The organism is Brevibacillus dissolubilis (genome assembly GCF_006170445.1).
Classification (GTDB): Bacteria; Bacillota; Bacilli; order Brevibacillales; family Brevibacillaceae; genus Brevibacillus_B; species Brevibacillus_B dissolubilis.
The window spans coordinates 80,790-101,427 of record NZ_VCNA01000002.1 but is presented as its reverse complement, the minus strand read 5'-3'; the positions used below and the strand labels follow the sequence as shown (position 1 = coordinate 101,427).

The 20,638-nt window shown below is 54.1% G+C and carries 9 protein-coding genes; all 9 read left to right on the top strand.

What is annotated here, in order from left to right; genetic code table 11:
- The first annotated feature begins 59 nt into the window (after positions 1–59).
- The 9 genes from FGI41_RS02890 (at position 60) to FGI41_RS02850 (ending at position 20,638) form a co-directional block, all read left to right on the top strand.
- On the top strand, positions 60–15,338 hold the full coding sequence (locus FGI41_RS02890) for a non-ribosomal peptide synthetase (RefSeq protein ID WP_139488457.1): 15,279 nt from the start codon (positions 60–62) through the stop codon (positions 15,336–15,338).
- 160 nt (positions 15,339–15,498) lie between these two features.
- Complete coding sequence (locus tag FGI41_RS02885; protein ID WP_139488455.1) at positions 15,499–15,693, top strand: PLD nuclease N-terminal domain-containing protein; 195 nt, start codon at positions 15,499–15,501, stop codon at positions 15,691–15,693.
- 81 nt (positions 15,694–15,774) lie between these two features.
- Positions 15,775–16,644 (top strand): ABC transporter ATP-binding protein, encoded by an 870-nt coding sequence (locus FGI41_RS02880; RefSeq protein WP_255298294.1) that lies wholly within the window; start codon positions 15,775–15,777, stop codon positions 16,642–16,644.
- Entirely contained in the window at positions 16,641–17,423 is a 783-nt protein-coding gene (locus tag FGI41_RS02875; protein ID WP_139488451.1) for an ABC transporter permease, read from the top strand. The genes FGI41_RS02880 and FGI41_RS02875 overlap by 4 nt, the downstream gene beginning before the upstream one ends.
- A gap of 27 nt (positions 17,424–17,450) precedes the next feature.
- Positions 17,451–18,221 carry a CPBP family intramembrane glutamic endopeptidase gene (locus FGI41_RS02870; protein ID WP_139488449.1) on the top strand — a complete coding sequence of 257 codons (771 nt, stop codon included), beginning with the start codon at positions 17,451–17,453 and terminating at the stop codon, positions 18,219–18,221.
- Entirely contained in the window at positions 18,221–18,538 is a 318-nt protein-coding gene (locus tag FGI41_RS02865) for a heavy metal-binding domain-containing protein (protein WP_139488447.1), read from the top strand. The genes FGI41_RS02870 and FGI41_RS02865 overlap by 1 nt, the downstream gene beginning before the upstream one ends.
- Before the next feature lie 3 nt (positions 18,539–18,541).
- The gene (locus tag FGI41_RS02860; RefSeq protein WP_139488445.1) at positions 18,542–18,769 is read left to right on the top strand and encodes a hypothetical protein; all 228 of its coding nucleotides are present in this window, start codon (positions 18,542–18,544) and stop codon (positions 18,767–18,769) included.
- A 72-nt stretch (positions 18,770–18,841) separates the two neighbouring features.
- Positions 18,842–19,612, top strand: a complete 771-nt coding sequence (locus FGI41_RS02855; RefSeq protein WP_139488443.1) for a CPBP family intramembrane glutamic endopeptidase — start codon at positions 18,842–18,844, stop codon at positions 19,610–19,612.
- A 258-nt stretch (positions 19,613–19,870) separates the two neighbouring features.
- On the top strand, positions 19,871–20,638 hold the full coding sequence (locus tag FGI41_RS02850) for a hypothetical protein (RefSeq protein ID WP_139488441.1): 768 nt from the start codon (positions 19,871–19,873) through the stop codon (positions 20,636–20,638).

Sequence of the window (20,638 nt, the reverse complement as noted above, 5' to 3'; positions counted from 1 at the left end):
GATAACGCAAGGCGCCTTCCTGGAACCATCCTTATCCGATTAGGAAGTGGAGATAATTCATGAACAACATCGAAACCTATTATCCAGTGACTCCGCTGCAACAGGGGCTCATTTTTCATAGTTTGCTAGATCCGGAATCCGGGGCTTATATCGTTCAATTGAACCTGAAGCTGCAAGGCGCGCTGGACATCCCTGCATTTGAACAAGCATGGCAGAGTGTCATTGACCGCCACGCCATTTTCCGTACCCGATTTATCGGGGGAAAAGTAAAAGAATATGTGCAAGTCGTCCTCAAAGAGGTCAAGGCCCGCGTCAACGTCCAAGACCTGACACACCTGAGCACAGAGGAGCAAGAAGCTTTTCTGCATGAGTACCGCATGGAGGATCGGAAGCGCGGCTTCAACATCGAAGAGGCACCGCTGATCCGCCTGAATCTGTTTTTGCTTGATAAAGACGTCTGTCAATTCATGTGGACCTGCCATCACGTCTTGTTAGATGGCTGGAGTATGCCGCTGGTATTCGGTGAAGTATTTGGCACCTATGATATGATCCGAAGCGGCAAGCCTGTCCAATTACCACCCGTACGTGCCTACCGCGACTATATCGTGTGGCTGAAAAAGCAAAATCTAGCGAACGCCGAAGAACACTGGCGCCAAAAACTAAAAGGGTTTTATGAACCGACCCCGCTTGTTTTTGAGAGAAGCTATAAAAATAAGAATCAAGTAGAAAAGCAATACGTCGAACTTGATCTGGAGCTGGACGAGTCCGTCTCCAAGAAACTGCAGACACTGGCACGCCAGAACCGTCTGACCGTCAATACCATCGTCCAAGGGGCATGGGCATTGCTTTTGAACCGTTACAGCGGCAAAGACGACATCGTGTTCGGGGCCACCGTCTCCGGGCGTCCGGCTGACCTGCCAGGTGTCGAGACGATGATCGGTCTGTTTATTAATACCTTGCCGGTACGCATCCAGATCGACCCTGAACAACCTGTGACCACTTGGTTAAAAGCGATTCAACAACAGCAAAACGAGTCGCGCCAGTATGAATTCACCCCACTCGTCGAAATCCAAGGCTGGAGCGATGTGGCCCGCGGGATGTCTCTTTTTGAAAGCATCCTCGTCTTCGAGAACTATCCGATCCAGAAATCTGCGGCCAAAGATGACACAGGACTCTCCATTCTGGAAGTAGAGAGCGAAGAGCAGACCAACTATCCGCTCACACTCGTCGCAGCCTCCAGCAATCAAGTGGTGCTCAAAATCAAATACGATCAGACCCACTACGAAAGGGAGGGCATCCAACGAGTCTTGAAGCATCTCGGCAACTTGCTGCAAAGCATCGCCAAAGAACCGACCCAACGTCTGAGTCAGCTCTCCATGACCAGCCAGAACGAACGCGATCAGCTGTTGATCGAGTGGAATCAGACCGAAGCAGATTATCCGCATGAGCGTTGCATCCATGAGTGGTTTGAGACACAGGCCCAAGAGACACCAGATGCGATTGCGGTCGAACACGGCGATCAGTCTGTTACATATGCAGAGCTGAACCTTCGAGCCAATCAATTGGCCCACCACCTGCAAAAGAACGGTGCTGGTTCGGATCAGCTCATCGGGATCTGCACAGAGCGCTCCATCGAGATGATCGTCGGTATCCTTGGTGTGATGAAAGCGGGCGCGGCCTATGTCCCAATCGACCCGGCCCATCCGCAGGAACGTATCGCCTACATGCTGGAGGATACCCAAGCCAAGCTGGTGTTGACCCAATCCGCCCTGTTGCCGATATTACCAGCTACAGAAGCAAAAGTGATCTGCCTCGACAGCGAATCCTTCACAGAGGAGCCGTCCAGCACGCCTGACAGCGGTGTCACCTCCCGTCATCTGGCCTATGTGATCTACACATCCGGTTCCACGGGTCAGCCAAAAGGCGTTATGATCGAGCATCACAGCGCGGTCAACATGGCCCAGTCGCTGATCCAAGCTTTTGATGTGAACGCTGACAGCCGTGTGCTGCAATTCACCTCGTTCAGCTTCGACGTATCGGTCTCTGAGATCACGATGGCACTGCTCTCAGGTGCAACCCTGCTGATGGAAGACCGCGATGCTCTCCTGCCGGGTCCTGAACTGAACCGAATCCTGCGTGAGCGTCGTGTCACCACCGTCTCCATGGCATCCTCCGTACTGGCTGCTTTGCCGTTCGAAGAGTTCCCTGATCTGCGCACCCTGATCGTCGGTGGGGAAGCCCCAAGCCGTGAATTGATCGAGCGCTATGCCCAAGACCGTGCTTTCTTCAACTGCTACGGCCCGACAGAAGCGACCGTCACTACCACACTGGCGCGATGCACAGACAGCACACAGACCCCGCCGATCGGACGCCCGATCCAAAATGCCAAGGTCTATGTGTTAGACGAGCACCTCCAGCCAGTTCCGGTCGGCGTACCGGGTGAGCTGTATATCGGCGGCGTAGGCTTGGCGCGTGGCTACTGGAACCGTCCAGAGCTGACCGCCGAACGCTTCATCGCCAATCCATTCGGCGCGGAGGGTGAGCGCCTGTACCGCACAGGTGACCTCGTCCGTTACCTGACGGATGGCAACCTTGAATTCGTCGGACGGATCGATGATCAGGTCAAAGTCCGCGGTTACCGCATTGAGCTGGGCGAGATCGAAGCCACACTCCGCCTGCATCCAGGGGTAAAAGATGCGGTTGTGATCGCCCGCGAAGACAGAGCAGGGGACAAACGACTTGCCGCTTACATGACTACGGCAAGCGAGCAAGCCCCAGCCATCGACGAGTTGACCGACTGGCTCAAGCAGACCCTGCCATCTTACATGATACCGAGCGGGTTTATGTGGCTCGACGCGATTCCGCTGACAGTGAACGGGAAAGTAGACCGCCGTGCCCTGCCGGCACCAGACTGGGGTCAGACAGGAGCGGGCAAAGAGTATGTCGCCCCGCGCAATCCGACCGAAGAGATCGTCGCCAACATCTACTCCCAGGTTCTGTCAGTTGAGCAGGTCAGCATCTACGACGACTTTTTTGAACTGGGCGGACACTCTCTGCTGGCGACCCAGACCAACTCCCGTCTGCGGGAAGCATTCGGCGTAGAGATCCCGCTTCGTGCGCTGTTCGACCACTCCACGGTTGTCGGTATGAGTGCATACGTCACCACCTTGCTTGAGAACGAAGCAGGAGTCGGAGCGGGCAACATCGAGACAGCAGACCGCAGCAAGCCGTTGCCGCTCTCATTTGCCCAGCAGCGTCTCTGGTTCTTCGACCGCCTGATGCCAGACAGCGCACTCTACAACATTCCAAGCGCGATGCGGATCAAAGGCGATCTCAACGTCCAAGCGTGGGAACAGAGCTGCCAAGCGATCATCAACCGCCACGAAAGCCTGCGCACGACCTTTACCGATCTGGATGGTCAAGCCGTACAAGTCCTGCATCCAGAGATCGACTGGAAGCTTACTTTTATCGATGTACGCGGCATGGAAGCCACCGAAAAAGAAGCAGAGGTACAGCGCCTCGCGATGGAAGACGCGACCAAGCCATTCGATCTCACCCACGGGCCATTGATGCGCGCCTCCCTGATCCAAGTGGAGGAGCAGGAATACGTCTTCCTGCTCAACATGCACCACATCGTAGCAGACGGATGGTCGCTGGGTGTTCTGACAAGCGAGCTGGTTACGTACTACCAGGGCTTTAGCAAAGGCGAGCAGCCGACCCTCCCAGACATGCCGATCCAATACGCCGACTTCGCAGTATGGCAGCGCGAATGGCTCCAAGGCGAGGTTCTGGAACAACAGCTCTCCTACTGGAAAAATAAACTCCAAGGCAGCGAGCCACTGCTCCAACTGCCAACCGACCGTCCGCGTCCAGCCGTACAGACCTATGAGGGTGCCGTGCTGCACGAGATGTTCACAGAAGAGTTGAAAAACCGTCTGCTCGCGCTGAGCAAGCGGGAGGGTGCTACCCTTTTCATGACCTTGCTCGCGGCCTTCCAAGCCCTGATGCACCGCTATACTGGTCAGGAAGATATCGTGGTGGGCAGCCCGGTAGCGGGACGGAACCGCCAAGAGACAGAAGGTTTGATCGGTTTCTTCATTAATACGCTTGTGATGCGTACCGATCTTTCGCAAGACCCGACGTTTAAAGAACTGCTGGGCCGCGTGCGAGAGACCGCGCTCGGAGCCTATACGCATCAGGATTTGCCTTTTGAAAAATTAGTCGATGAGCTGGAGCTGGAACGCAGCCTGAGCTATTCCCCGCTGTTCCAAGTGATGTTCGTCCTCCAGAATATCCCGATGGAAGGGCAAGCGCTGACCGACTTGCAGGTATTGCCGTTTGAGTCTGGCGAGAACCAGGTGATGACCAAGTTCGACCTGACTCTCACGATGGCAGAAGCGCCGAACGGTCTGGTGGCGACATTTGAGTACAACACGGCCTTGTTCGATGAGAGCACGATCCGCCGCATGATCGGACATTTCCAACACATGCTTACAGCCGTCACAGAGAATCCGGCAATGTCGATCTCGGGCATCCCGTTATTGGACGAAGCGGAGCAAAAGCTGGTCACGAACGACTGGAACCAGACCGCTGTCTCCTATCCGCGTGAGAAGACGGTTCACCAGCTGTTCCATGAGACCCAAGCACTGTACGCCGACCGTCTTGCGGTAATCACAGGTGATGAGTCACTCACGTACGCTGAACTGGACCGCCGTGCCAACCAAGTGGCGAACTACCTGCAAAAGCAAGGTGTGCAAGCAGGCTCACTCGTGGGGATCTGCGCAGAGCGCTCTCTGGAGATGATCGTCGGACTGATCGGGATTCTCAAAGCAGGGGCAGCATATGTACCGCTTGATCCTGCTTATCCGCAAGACCGTCTCTCCTACATGATGGAAGACGCACAGGTGTCAATCCTATTGAGCCAACAGCATTTGATCGAAAAGCTGCCTGCCGGTGAACGTACCATCATCAGCTTAGATAGTGACTGGAGTCTGATCGCCCAAGAGAGCGAACAAGCTCCACAAGCCGAGAGCACAGCCGATCAGCTTGCTTATGTGATCTACACATCCGGTTCGACAGGTACGCCAAAAGGGGTACTCACCCCGCACCGTGCGATTATCCGTCTGATCACCGCGACCAACTACGTGACGATCACAGAGGAAGACGTATTCCTGCAAGCCTCTACGGTATCGTTTGACGCGGCTACGTTTGAGATCTGGGGTAGCCTGTTGAACGGGGCGAAGCTGGTCTTGATGCCACCGCACCTGCCATCCCTCGATGAGCTGGGAGAGGCGATCCAGAAGCATCAGGTCACGACCATGTGGCTGACAGCAGGTCTGTTCACGCTCATGGTAGATCACCGACTCGAATACCTGCGTGGCGTACGCCAACTGCTGGTAGGCGGGGATGTCGTCTCCGTACCGCATGTACGCAAGGCGCTGACACTAGAAGGCTTGCGACTCATCAACGGCTACGGTCCGACCGAGACGACGACTTTTGCGTGCTGCTATCCATTTGACAGCTTGCCTGAGCAGGTCTCATCCCTGCCGATTGGCCGACCAATCCAGAACACCACCGTATATATCCTCGACAAACACATGAAGCCAGTGCCGCTTGGCGTGCCGGGTGAACTGTATATCGGGGGAGACGGTCTGGCCTTAGGCTATCTGAACAATCCAGAGCTGACCGCGGAGCGTTTTGTAGCGAATCCGTTCAGTGATGATCCAGAAGCCCGCCTCTACAAAACAGGCGACTCGGTGCGCTATCTACCAGACGGCACCATCGAGTTCATCGGCCGGATCGACCAGCAAGTCAAAATCCGTGGCTTCCGCATCGAGCTGGGTGAGATCGAAGCGGCTCTCTACGAGCATCCAGCCATCCAAGAAGCGATCGTGATGGTCCGCCAAGATACACCAGGCGACAAGCGCTTAGCTGCTTATCTGGTCAGCGAAGCGGGCACAGAGATCCAGACCGGCGAGCTGCGCATGTACCTCAAAGCCAAGCTGCCGGATTACATGATCCCATCCGCTTTTGTCGTGATGGAACAGCTGCCACTGACCCCGAACGGAAAAGTCGACCGCAAAGCACTTCCAGTACCGGAATACAATCGGGCTGAACTGGAAGGTGAGTTCGTCGCTCCAGCTACCGAGATGGAGAAGAAGCTGGCTGAGATCTGGCAAGGCGTGCTCAATGTCGAGAACGTCGGCATCCACGACAACTTCTTTGCCCTCGGCGGTGACTCGATTCTGAGCATTCAGATCGTCGCGCGTGCCAACCAAGCGGGTCTGCGTCTGTCACCAAAACAGCTGTTTGAGCATCAGACCATCGCTGAGCTTGCCCTCGTCGTAGGGGTGAAGGCAGCGGTTCACGCCGAACAGGGAGTCGTGACAGGGGAGGCACCACTTTTGCCGATCCAACAATGGTTCTTCGGTCTGCCACTGGAAAACCGCAATCACTGGAACCAATCCGTACTGCTTTCCGTACCGCCGCAGATCGACACTACCGCGATGGAAAAAGCCGTCCAGCACGTCATGGCTCAGCATGATGCCCTGCGCCTGCGTTTTACCCAGACCGAAGCGGGTTGGACACAAGAGCTTGGCGGACTTACGGACAACGTACCATTTATCGTGGAAGACCTGTCTGAGGTAGCGGCATCCGAGCAATCCAGCCGTGTGGAAGAGATCGCAGCACACGTCCAGACGACATTGAACATCACAGAAGGCGACCTCGCCCGTTTTGTCTACTACAATCTGGGAGCAGACCAGCCAGGCCGATTCCAGATCGTCGTTCATCACTTAGCAGTAGACGGTGTTTCCTGGCGCATCTTGATGGAAGATGTACAGAACTTCTATGAGCAGATCGCCAAAGGGCAGGACGTACAGACACCAGCCAAATCTACTTCCTACAAACAATGGGCACTTGAGCTGACGAACTACGCCAATTCAGAAGCGGTGGCACAGGAAAAAGCCTACTGGCTCAACCGGACAGCCGTCCAAGCCGCTCCATTGCCAGTAGACTATCAAGCCATCGGTGAGAATAAGGAAGCAACGGCCAAGTCGTTCACGCTATCGCTTGACACCGAAGACACCAAAAACCTGCTCCAAACCGTACCGCAAGCCTACCGTACCCAGATCAATGACGTGCTGCTGACCGCACTGGCGATGGCCCTGTCACGCTGGACCAATTCCCGCTCCACGTTTGTCCATCTCGAAGGCCACGGACGTGAGGAACTAGTAGAGACGGTAGATCTGTCCCGCACAGTCGGCTGGTTCACCAGCATGTATCCGGTACACCTCCAGTGGGACGAGTCCTACTCCGTCGGCAAAGCCCTGATGACCACCAAGGAAGAGCTGCGCAGCATTCCGAACAAAGGGGTCGGATACGGCATCCTCCGTTACCTCAGCCAAGATGAAGAGACCCGCGAGAAGCTCTCCGGTCTGCGCCCGCAGATCAGCTTCAACTATCTGGGTCAAGTCGACTCGATGGTAGGAGGCGATTCACTCTTCGGCGGTGCTGCGGAATCGAGCGGTGCGACGATGAGTGAAGAGGCACTGCGCTACCACCTGATTGATGTCAACGGCATTATCAGTGGCGAACAGCTGCATATGACCTGGCGATTTAATGAAGAGATTCATAGAGAGAGCACGATCCAAGCCGTCGCTCAATTCTACATGGAGGCATTGCGTCAGATTATCGCTCATTGCACGTCAGAAGAAGCCGGCAGCTACACGCCATCCGACTTCCCGCTGGCGAAGCTGGAGCAGAAGCATATCGATCAGTACATCGGCGCAGACCGCACCATTGAGAACGTCTATACCCTCTCACCGTTGCAGCAAGGGATGCTTTTCCATACGTTATATGCCAAAGAAGGCGGCGATTACGTCGTACAATTCGCCGTTACCTTCAAGAATCTCGATGTCCACGTAATGGAGCAAGCTTGGCAAAAGGTAGTGGACCGCTACTCGATCCTGCGCACGTACTTCATCTGGGAAGGTCTGGAACAGCCGCATCAGGTGGTACGCAAGCAGGTAAAAGTGGCTGCCGAGCAACACGACTGGCGTCATCTTACTGCTGATGAGCAACAAGCTGAGTTTGAAGCCTATATGGAAGCAGACCGTCAACGCAACTTTGATATCGCACAAGCTCCACTCATGCGCTGGGTGCTGTTCCGTGTAAGTGAAGACGCGTACCGTTTTGTCTGGAGTATGCACCACATCCTGCTCGATGGCTGGAGTATTCCACTGGTATTAAACGATTGGTTCTCCTCCTACATGGCGATTGCCGCCGGACAAGAGGTGGCAGACGCAAGTCCACAGCCATTTGCCAACTATATCGCTTGGCTGCAGCAACAAGACATGCAAGAGGCCGAACGCTTCTGGCGCGAGCATCTGCAAGGCTTCCACACACCGACACCGCTTGATATGGGCAAAGTGGGAACCGCGACCTGGCAGGCCAAAGCATACGAAGAGCAAGTCCAATATGTAGCCGAAGACATCACCGACAACATGCAGCAGTTCACCCGCCAACACCAACTCACACTCAATACGATGGTGCAAGGGGCATGGGCGATCCTGCTCGGACGCTACAGCGGACTCGAAGATATCATGTTCGGGGTGACGGGTTCGGGACGTCCGGCTGATCTGCAAGGCGTCGAATCGATGGTCGGTCTCTTTATCAACACGACCCCATCCCGCATTGTGCTCAACCGGGAAGAGACGATCCTGCACTGGCTGCAATCCATCCAGCAAAAACAGATCGCCATCCGCCAGTATGAATTCACTCCATTGGTAGAGATTCAGAAGTGGAGCGAGATGTCGCACGGCACACCGCTGTTTGAGAGCCTCATGGTGTTTGAGAACTATCCGGTGAATGCGATGAGTGAAGCAGATGCCGGTTCCAGCACAGGTCTTTCCTTGGAGATTGCTACTGTGGATGCGGTCGAGCAGACCAACTATCCGCTCACACTGGTCGCAGGACCGGGCAAAGAGCTGATTCTCAAACTGATCTACGATACCAGCCGTTTTGAACCAGCCGCCATCACACGGGTACTCGAACAGCTGGCCCTGATTCTGAAGGGAATGGTAGAACATCCAGAACAGACTCTCGCCACCTTGAGCTTCATCTCCGAAGCTGAGCGTGAGCAGCTGGTCGTCGACTGGAATCAGACCACGGTACCATATCCACGCGAGCTGACTGTTCACGAGCTGTTCCAGCGTACGGCAGTCGAATTCCCGACACATACTGCGGTAGTGGCTGGCGATACGTCGCTGACCTATGCAGAACTGGATCAACGCGCCAACCAAGTCGCCCATTACCTGCGCAAACAGGGAGTCGGGCCGGACACGATGGTCGGGATCTGCGCAGAGCGTTCTGTCGAGCTGATCGTCGGACTGCTCGGTATTCTCAAAGCAGGCGGGGCCTATGTTCCATTAGATCCGTCTTATCCGCAAGAACGCCTCGTGTTCATGATGGAGGATGCGAACCTGTCGATTCTGTTGACACAAGAGCATCTGATCGAAAAGCTGCCGAATACGTCATCTACCCACGTCTGCCTCGACCGCGACTGGGCACAGATCGCAGAGGAGTCCACGGAAGCTCCGTCTGTCGAGATGACTGCCGAACACATGGCATACGTCATCTACACCTCCGGCTCCACCGGCACACCAAAAGGCGTCTGCACCATCCATCGCGGGATCGTCCGACTGGTCAAGGAAAATGACTTCGTGACCATCACCGAACAGGATGTCTTCCTGCAAGCATCCACCGTGTCGTTTGACGCGGCGACGTTCGAGATCTGGGGCAGCCTGCTCAACGGTGCCAAGCTGGTCATGATGCCGCCGCACCTGCCATCACTGGCTGAGCTGGGAGAGGCGATCGAATCCAATCAAGTCACGATTCTGTGGCTCACCGCCGCTCTGTTCACGGTCATGGTAGACAATCATCTGAACGCTCTGCGAAGCGTACGCTACCTGCTTGCAGGTGGGGACGTCGTCTCTGTCCCACATGTCCGCAAAGCGATGACACTCGAAGGTCTGCAAGTCGTCAACGGCTACGGCCCAACCGAGAGCACCACTTTTGCCTGCTGCTATGCAGTGACCGAGCTGCCAGAGCAGATGCTCTCCTTACCGATTGGCCGCCCGATCAAAAATACGACCGTCTACATCCTCGACAAAGAAATGAACCCGGTTCCAGTCGGCGTTCCAGGCGAGCTGTACATCGGGGGAGACGGGCTGGCGCGAGGCTATCTCAACCGTCCAGATCTGACAGAGGAGCGCTTCGTACCAAATCCATTTGCCGAAGGTTCAGAAGCTCGTCTGTATAAAACAGGGGACTTGGTGCGTTACCTGCCAGATGGCAACATCGAGTTCATCGGCCGAATCGACCAACAAGTCAAAATCCGCGGCTTCCGCATCGAGCTTGGCGAGATCGAAGAGGTCATCCGACAATACCCAGCCGTACGGGAAGCGGTCGTCATCACCCGTGATCTCCAAGGAGACAAGCGACTGGTCGCCTATGTAACCTCCGAGGAAGGCACAGAGGCAGATACCGCCGAGCTGACCAGCTGGCTCAAGACCAAAATGCCGGAATACATGATCCCGACTGCCATCGTCTGGATGGACAGCCTGCCGATCACACCGAACGGCAAAGTAGACCGCCGCGCCCTGCCATCACCGGATTGGGGACAATTGTCAGGAGTCGAGTACGTCGCTCCGCGCAATCCGACAGAAGAGATGGTTGCTGCGATCTGGTCCCAAGTCTTATCCGTGGAGCAGGTGGGAATTCATGACAACTTCTTTGCGCTTGGCGGACACTCTCTGCTGGCGACACAAGCCGTATCCCGCATGCGTGAAGCATTCCAAGTAGACCTGCAGCTCCGCACCCTGTTTGAGTATCCGACTGTAGCTGCGCTGAGTGATCAGATTGCATTGCTCCTCCAAGGCCAAGGTCTTACAGGTGGACCGATCCAACCGGCATCCCGCGATCAGGCCCTACCGCTTTCGTTTGCCCAACAACGTCTCTGGTTCTTCGAGCAATTCATGGATGGCAGTACGCTCTACAACATCCCGAATGCATTGCGCATGACAGGAGACCTCGATATCCGGGCATGGGAGCAGAGCCTGCATACGATTATGCAACGCCACGAAACCTTGCGTACCAGCTTCACCGTCGCCGATGGTCAGCCAATCCAAGTGATCCGCGACGCATCAGCGTGGAGCATGAAGCTGATCGACCTGCGTAACCTGCCTGCCGATGAGAAGGAAGCAGAGGTACAGCGACTGGCCGCAGAAGAAGCTGCCAAGCCGTTCGTGATCACACAGGATTACCTGCTGCGCGCCCAATTGATCCAAACCGGGGATCAGGAATATGTCTTCCTGTTGACCCTCCACCATATCGTCGCGGATGCATGGTCACTCGGTATTCTGATCAACGAACTGATGACCGCCTACCAAGCCTACCGTGCCGATGAGACACCACAGCTGCCAGCATTGCCGATCCAATACGCCGACTATGCGGTATGGCAACGTGACTGGCTGCAGGGCGAGATCCTTGACAACCAAATGAACTACTGGAAACAAAAACTGCATGACAGTGAACCACTGCTCCAGCTCCCGACAGACCGTCCGCGCCCAGCCGTGCAGACCTATGACGGGGACAAGTTCACCACCATTTTCTCCACAGAGTTACAGGAGCAATTGCGTGAGCTTAGCCGCAGACAAGGCTCTACGCTGTTCATGACCTTGCTCGCCGCTTTCCAAGGCTTGCTGCACCGCTACAGCGGACAGGAAGATATCCTCGTCGGCAGCCCGATTGCCGGACGCAACAAGCAGGAGACAGAGGGATTAATCGGTTGCTTCATTAACACGCTGGTGATGCGTACGGATCTTTCCGGTCAACCGACATTCACCGAGCTGCTTGCCCGCACTCGCGAGACCGCACTCGGAGCGTATGCACATCAGGATCTCCCATTTGAAAAGCTGGTCGATGAGCTGCACCTCGAAAGAAGCATGAGCTACTCACCGCTGTTCCAAGTGATGTTCATCCTGCAGAACGTACCGATGCAGGCCGAGGACCAGTCCGATCTGGTGATCGCTCCACTGGAGGCAAGCGAAGGCCCAGTGATGTCCAAGTTCGATCTGACCCTCACCATGGTCGAATCGGATGCCGGATTACTCGCTACCTTCGAGTACAACACAGCGCTCTTCGAGAAAGCCACCATCGAGCGGATGGCGAAGCATTTCAACACCTTCCTGGAGCAGGTGCTGATCCGCGCCGATCAGCCGATCAACACCGTGCCGCTGATGGAAGCAGACGAAATCGCAAGCCTGCGCAACGAGTACAACCAGACCGACAAACCTTACACTCGTGAGGCATCCGTCTACGAACAATTCAGCGCACAGGCTGCTGCTACACCAGACCATAAAGCACTTGTGGTCAACCATACGTCCATCACCTACGCTGAGCTGAACGCCCGCGCCAACCAACTGGCCCATACCCTGATCGCACGCGGTGCAGGTCCAGAGGTACTGGTCGGACTCTCCACCGAGCGTTCCATCGAGATGTTCGTCGGACTCCTCGGTATTCTCAAAGCAGGTGCTGCCTATGTGCCGATTGACCCGGCCTTCCCGCAAGACCGGATCGCTCACATCATCGAAGACTCCCAAGTCACGCTTCTGTTGACACAGGATCATCTGGTTTCACATCTGCCAGAGCATACCGCCCAAGTGATCTGCCTCGACTCCGACTGGAGCATGATCGCACAGGCAAGCACCGAGAATCCGCCGAAGACTGCGACAGCAGACAATCTCGCCTACGTGATCTATACCTCTGGTTCCACAGGCAAGCCAAAAGGGGTCATGCTCGAACACGGTTCCCTGACCAACTTCATCACGGCGATGACCGAAGTGATTGATTTTGCACCGGACAAAAACATCCTGTCTGTCACCACGATCTCTTTTGACATCTTCGTACTGGAGAGCCTGTTGCCGCTCACCCAAGGTCAATGTGTCGTACTTGCGACCGAAGACGAGCAGAACGATCCACAGCTCTTAAAAGAAGTGATCATCGCGCACGACGTCAAAATGATGCAAACCACACCATCCCGCTACCAGCTCATCCTGCAAAACGAGGAGCTCTCCTCTTGCCTGATGAATCTCAGCGACATTCTGGTGGGGGGGGAAGCCCTCACAGAGACCGTGCTCGCAGGCTTGCGCAAAGCAAGCAACGCCCGCATCTTCAACATGTACGGCCCAACTGAGACCACCATCTGGTCCACCATGAAGGAAGTCACGACAGAGGATGTGTCCATCGGCAGACCGATTGCCAATACACAAGTCTTTGTGGTCGACACTACCCACAATCTGCAACCGGCAGGAGTGATCGGTGAGTTGTGCATCGCAGGTGACGGTCTGGCGCGTGGCTACTGGAGACGTCCTGATCTGACGGCAGAGCGTTTTGTACCAAATCCTTACGGTGCACCAGGCTCACGCATGTACAAGACAGGCGACTTGGCCCGCTACCTGCCGAATGGCGAGCTTCAGTACATGGGCCGCAACGATTATCAGGTAAAAGTACGCGGCTACCGCATCGAGCTGGGTGAGATCGAAGCAACGATCAGACAACATCCAGATGTGAAAGAAGCGATCGTACTGGCCCGCGAAGACCAGCCGGGAGACAAGCGCCTCGTCGCTTACCTGATCTGCCAGCCGGAAGCAGAGTTCGCAGCATCCGAGCTGAATCGTTTCCTCGCAGACCGTCTGCCAAGCTACATGATCCCGTCTCACTTCATGAAGCTAGACGCTCTGCCGATGACACCGAACGGCAAAGTAGACCGCAAAGCCCTGCCAAAACCGGATGCAGAGCATGTCCGCAGCACGGTCGAGTATGTCGCACCACAGACACCGACCGAGCTCATGCTGCACGCGCATTGGTCTAGCCTGCTTGGGGTGGAGAGAATCGGCGTTCATGAGAATTTCTTCGAAGTCGGCGGCCACTCGATGCTCGCGACCCAGTTGATCTTCAAAGTGCGGGAAGAAGTACAGGTAGAAGTGCCGCTGCGGATTCTTTTCGAAACACCAACGATTGCCGGCATGGCACAAAAAATCGAAGACATCCTCCAATACGGTCTCGACGCAGTCTCTGAGAACACCGCGAAGAAGGGACTTGAAGAGGAAGTCAAGCTCGATCCAGCTATCCAGCTCGAACAGCCGTATGAGGGAGACCCAGGTACGTTTGACGCGGCTCTTTTGACAGGGGCGACCGGATTCTTGGGTGCATTCCTGCTGCGTGATCTGTTGAAACAGACCGATGCCGATATCTACTGCCTCGTCCGTGCTGCATCCACCGAGCAAGGCGAACAGCGTATCCGTCAGACGCTGGAGCTGTACGAGCTGTGGGATGAGAGCGTGGCACACCGCATCGTGCCAATCATCGGGGATCTGGCCCAACCGTTCCTCGGTTTGTCAGGCGAAGCATTCGACCAGCTTGCAAGCACGATCGACGTGATCTACCATAACGGCGCCTTGGTCAACTTCATCTACCCATACGCGGCACTGAAAAAACCGAATGTCCTGGGTACAGAAGAGATCCTGCGCCTCGCTACCCGCACCAAAATCAAGCCGGTGCACTTCGTCTCGACGATCTATACGTTCGTCAACTCGGAAGAGGGAGAGACCATTGCTGTCCACGAAGGCGACATGCCGGAGAACAGCAAGACGCTCACAACGGGTTATACCGAGAGCAAATGGGTAGCCGAGCATGTCGTCGAGCTGGCCCGCCAGCGCGGCATTCCAGCATCGATCTACCGTTGTGGCCGAATCACCGGCGACACCGAATCAGGCGCATGCCAAACAGACGATTTGATCATGCGAATCGCCAAAGGCTGCATCGATATGAAGCTGGCTCCTGAGGCTCTCGGTGATCTGGAGATGATGCCTGTCGATTACACCAGCCGGGCTATCGTCAATCTCTCCATGAGAAAAGAAGCCCTCAACCAAAACTTCCACTTGCTCAATCCAAACGCAGTAGAGTACGAGGATTTGATCACCGCGATCGAAGAGATGGGCTTCACCATCGAACGGGTATCGATGACCAAGTGGGTCGAAGCTCTGCAAGAGAACGCCAAGCACCAAGGCGACAACGCAGCAGCACCGCTGGGCGACCTTTTCGCCGATTCCCAGCCAGGCCAAGGAAGCGTCGTCTTCTCCGGCCGCAAAACAGCAAGAATGCTCAAACAGGCTTCCATTACGGTGCCTGACATCGACGCAGCCGTATTCCGCCGGATTCTGGAATACTTCGTCCGTACCGGACACCTGCAATTACCTGTTCAGACAACCAAATAACCTCACATGATTCTCGTTTCTGGGAGTGTCTCTGGGCAAGAAACCACTTGTCCAGAGATGTTTCCCTCTATTTAAAGACTATAAAAAATGTAGATTATACCAAACGTAGATAATATAATGATAAATATACCAATAATAATGATGATGGGAGACTTTAACTATGGACGCTAATATGCAAATCGTTTTACCTTTGATCATTTTACAAGTAATCTTGCTGGTACTTGCTATGTTTGACCTGATTCGACGTGATGCATCCCGCGTACGCGGCGGCAAAAAATGGCCTTGGGCGCTTGTCATTGTGTTTATCAGCACCTTGGGACCAGTCACTTACTTCTTTGCAGGCCGTAAAGACTAAAATTCAGGATGTAAGAAAGGGTTGCTTTCTTTGCGTATACTTGAATGCGAGAGAATCACTAAATCATATGGAAAAAACCAAGTGTTGCAGGACGTCTCTTTTTCCATTGACGGAATCGGGTGTGTCGGCTTTCTCGGGGCGAATGGTGCCGGTAAAACGACCACGATCCGCATCCTGACAGGTCTGGCTGCACCCACCTCAGGCACGGTCAAAGTGGCAGGTTATGATGCCGTCAAAGACCGCAATAAAGTAAGCCGTGAAATCGGTTATGTACCGCAGATTCCTTCGTTTTATAACTACATGACAGCAACAGAGTGGATGCACTGGGTCGGTACCCTGTATGGCTTGGACAAAAAAACCATCCATGAGAGAACCGAAGAGCTCTTGCATCTCTGCGGGATCTATGAAGTGAAGGATCGCGCAGTCGGCGGTTACAGCGGAGGGATGAAGCAGCGTCTGGCGATTGCCCAGGCGCTGATCAACCAACCGAAGATCATCATCCTCGACGAGCCAGTGTCCGCCCTCGACCCGATGGGAAGATACGATGTCTTGTTGCTCATCGAAAAATTAAAACAAGTGATGACCGTGTTCATGTCCACGCATATCCTCGATGATATCGAGCGGGTGGCGGATCACATCGTCATCATCCGGCAGGGAACTGTCGTCCTATCATCTACGATGGAAGACTTGCGGGCGAATCATGTAGAACCTGTCATCGAGTTTACGCTTGACCATCAGGCAGGAGATCTTATCACCATGCTGGAGAATACCCCATGGGTTACCGAAGTCAACTACAACGGTGGACGGTACAAGGTCCAGTCAAGCGACATGCAAAAGGCCCAGGCAGAATTGCCCCAGATTATCATCCAATCCGGATCGATTCTGTCCAGCTATCAGGTATCAGCGATGACACTTGAGGACATTTTCTTAAAGGTTGTGAACCAATCATGACTGCACTCCCGATGATAAAAAAAGAATTCCGCGAATTGTTCACCAGCTACAAAATCCTATTCATTCCTCTCGTGTTTATCGCCTTGACCATCACCCAGCCGATCACGATGAAAATGCTGCCCACGTTGCTGGAGAATGCCACAGGACTGCCGGAAGGTACCGTCATCGAAATCCCGACGCCGACCGCAGCCGAAGTATTGGCGACAGCTGTCAGTAAATTCAGTACGTTGGGCTCCTTCATCCTGATCATGATCGTGATGGGAAGCATCGCAGGGGAGAGAGCATCTGGAGTCGCCTCCATGGTGTTCGTCAAACCGATCAGCCGGGCCAAGTACTATCTGGCAAAAGCCTTCACCTACTACATCCTGACCATCGTGAGCATGCTGATTGCGATGGGGGTGACGGCTTATTACACCGAAATCCTGTTTGGTGATCTGAGCTGGCTGCATGTATGGACAGGCACGCTCATGTATATCCCCAACCTGCTTTTGGTCGTGACGACGACGCTGTGTGCATCCAGCTACTTCAGCAGTGCCGTCTCTGCCGGAGGGGTATCTCTTGTGTTTAACATCGTCATCTTCACGGTACCGCCGTTTCTGGGCACCTTCCTGAGCATGGTCTCACCTGATGCTTTGACCAATGCATCCATGGCCGTGCTTCGGGGCAGCGCTTTGACAGAAGCATCGGTTACGGCCGCTCCCAGCCTGGCTGGTGTGTTTTCGCTGATCGCCATTTTCTTTTTCATGGGATGGTATCTGCTCGAAAAGCAAGAAATATAGTGTAAATAAACATAGGGGGATAATGCTGTGCAAGTATTCTGGCTGATCTGGATCTTCTCCATGATTTGCGCCTTGTCGGTCATACCCCTCCAGTATCCAAAGCTCAAGCAGCAGACAGAGTTATTCCGCATGGCATTTCCCGGACGCAAGATCATGTCAGCCAAAGTCATGATGGTCATCACACTCGTCCAGCTGTACGTGTTTCTTGGGATCAGCACCTTCGTCGGACTGCGGATCATCCCAGACACCCAGCTTGACGTACAGCTCCTGGATGTATGGCACACAGGCACCTCTATACCTACGTCCATGACAGTAGCTTGGGGGATGTCTGCCTTGCTTGGAGTCGTCATGGGTCTGTTGCTCGAATGTGTAGATCAGCTCTATTATCAACCCAGATTGCCCAGGAAACGAAACACAGAAGAGCCCAAATCCACGGACGGATTGTGGGCCTCTCTGTATGGGGGCGTATGTGAAGAGATTCTCATGCGGCTTGGGGTGATGTCTGTCATCGTCTGGGTGGCAGGTCTGGCGGGTCTTGGCATGTTTGCATATTGGTTGGGAATCATCTTGTCCGCCTTGGTATTCGGTGCGGCCCATCTGCCGATTCTGTTTCAGGATTACGGCAATAGCCCGATCGTCATCCAGCGCGGTCTTGTTCTGAACGGGATGGCTGGGGCGATGTTCGGTTGGTTATATTGGGAATATGGGCTGGAGGCAGCAATCATCAGCCATATCAGTACCGACTTGATTTACCATGTCGTTATCCGAAAAATAATGAGAAAGCAGGTGCATACGTGATGTTGGTCGTTACAACAGAGAATATCCCTGGCTATAAAGTCAAAGAGGTAAAAGGTACAGCCTTTGGGCTGATTGTACGTGCGCGGGGGATCGGCGGAGATATCATGGCCGGTCTTCGTTCTGTCGTGGGCGGTGAGATCAAGGAATACACGGTCATGCTCGAGGATGCCCGCATGCAAGCGCTCGACCGCCTGATTGAAAACGCGAACGCGATGGGGGCCAATGCTGTCGTGATGTTCCGTTTTGACTCGGGGACGATGGGGAACATGGGCGAAGTCGTGGCATACGGTACGGCTGTTGTCGTGGAAAAGGAATAAGGAATGTCTACCTTTATTTTGTTTTACATTATCTTCCAAGTAACCGTTCTTGGAGGTCTCCTGCTCCTGTCCAGATGGAAAGACAAGCGCTCACATGAAGACCACAATGAACAGGTACCGCCTGGATTTGAGCGGACTGAAGAGGTGTCGATAGATCCAATCTCCCGAGTCAAACGTCGTGTGTACTACAATCCACGCACGGGCGAGAGGTACTATCGAATCGAAAAATAGCTTTTTTACGGGAAATGTTTTATCTATCAACCTTTATGTGGTACAATAGCAAATAAAAAACAGGAGGTTATCATGGCAAAACAAAGAAACCTTCGGATCGCCCTGTTTTTTACCATCCTTGGTGTCATTGCAGCCTTTGCTATTGTCCCATACCAATTAAGTCTGCTCGGTGGGGATGCCGCGAAAAGCGCTTCCGTTCCGTTGCCTGTGTTGTATACACTGATGGCTCTGCAGACAGGGGCGCTCGTCTTGATTGCAAGCGTACTTGGCCTTCGCATGGCATCTCGTGTCGGACTGGGTACACCGATTCTCAGAGAATGGCTGTATGAGAGACGCTCTCCAAGTATTTCCAAACAATGGATTTGGTATTCGATCCTCTTCGGTGCTTTAGGGGCCATACTGATTGCTTTACTCGATCTGTTTGTATTCGTTCCTAACATCCCTCAATTGGCTGGAGTCGAGACTGGACCTTGGTGGACCGGACTCTTGACCTTGCTGTATGGGGGCATTGTGGAAGAGGTACAGGTGCGGCTGTTTTTGATGACGCTGTTCGTCTGGCTGCTGGCTGTCCTGACCAAGAAATCCAACGAACAGGTGCCGGCTGGCTACTACTGGTTCGGGATTTTGGCGGCGACCTTGATTTTTGGCGCGTTACACCTGCCGACGACAGCATCAGCATTGGGTGGATTGACGACACTGGTGGTCATCCGGGCACTGATCCTCAATGGACTGTTGGGCGTCTGGTTCGGTTACCTGTATTGGAGAAAGGGCTTGGAGTACGCGATCATCTCGCATGCGACTGCCGACCTGTTCCTGCACACCATCGTACCAGCGATCCTGTAAGCATCTACATACCAATCGGTTCAGCCACAACACACATACGGATTGCAGACAAAAGCCACTGGCTGGGAGTATTCCTGGCACAGTGGCTTTTGCATGTGGAACGCGTCTTCTGAGTGGCTTGGGAGGCCCTCTATCTATCCATGACAGACCATGAATGTGACTATGTACCCATAACCCAATACCTAAAGTCATGACAAATTGAAATATTCTATGGTACGATATGTTTGTAATGCAATAAATTACAGGAGTGAGATGACAGTGACCAATCAAAACAATTCCCACCATCCTTGGAAGTACAACCACTTAGAAAAAGTTGCAAAAACCGGAGACCTGATTTTTGCCAATGGGACATCACCGGGCTCCAAAATCATCGAGCGCGTATCTGACGGCGAGTGGTCACATGTTGGAATGATCATCCGCAAAGCTGATTTGCATCTGGCCGGGTTCACTCCATCTGCCTCCCTGCCTGATCTGCTGGTACTGGAGTCGACTGACCTCGACAACCTGCCTGATATCGTGACCGGTACCTACAAGGCAGGCGTCATGCTGGTTCCGCTGCAAGACCGTTTCTATACCGATGTGGCTGGTGATCTGGATGAAGCAACATTCGGATATCGTCCTTATCAATGTGTGGGACAGCCAGCGAGCGACACCTCCAATCTGACAACCGAACAGCTTACCCGCCTAACCAACTTCATCAGCTATGTACACGGGACGCCACAGGCGAGCCATGTGCGCATGATGGGTGAATACGGGGCCGGTCTGATCGGACTGTACGTTTCGATGGAGACTTATTTTTGCAGTAAGTTAATCGCTCAGGCTTACATCGCGATGGGACTGCTTCCATCCACTACCGTACCGAACGGACTGTCACCTGACGATTTTGCCAACAGTACGACTCCAGCGTCACCAGATGATGATACGAATACAAAAGGTACCTTGAAACTCCTCTTTGGTTCATTGGGCCAATTCCACTACGTAGCCGCACCTTTGTCACCTGCAACTGAGAGCGTCCATTCCACGTAG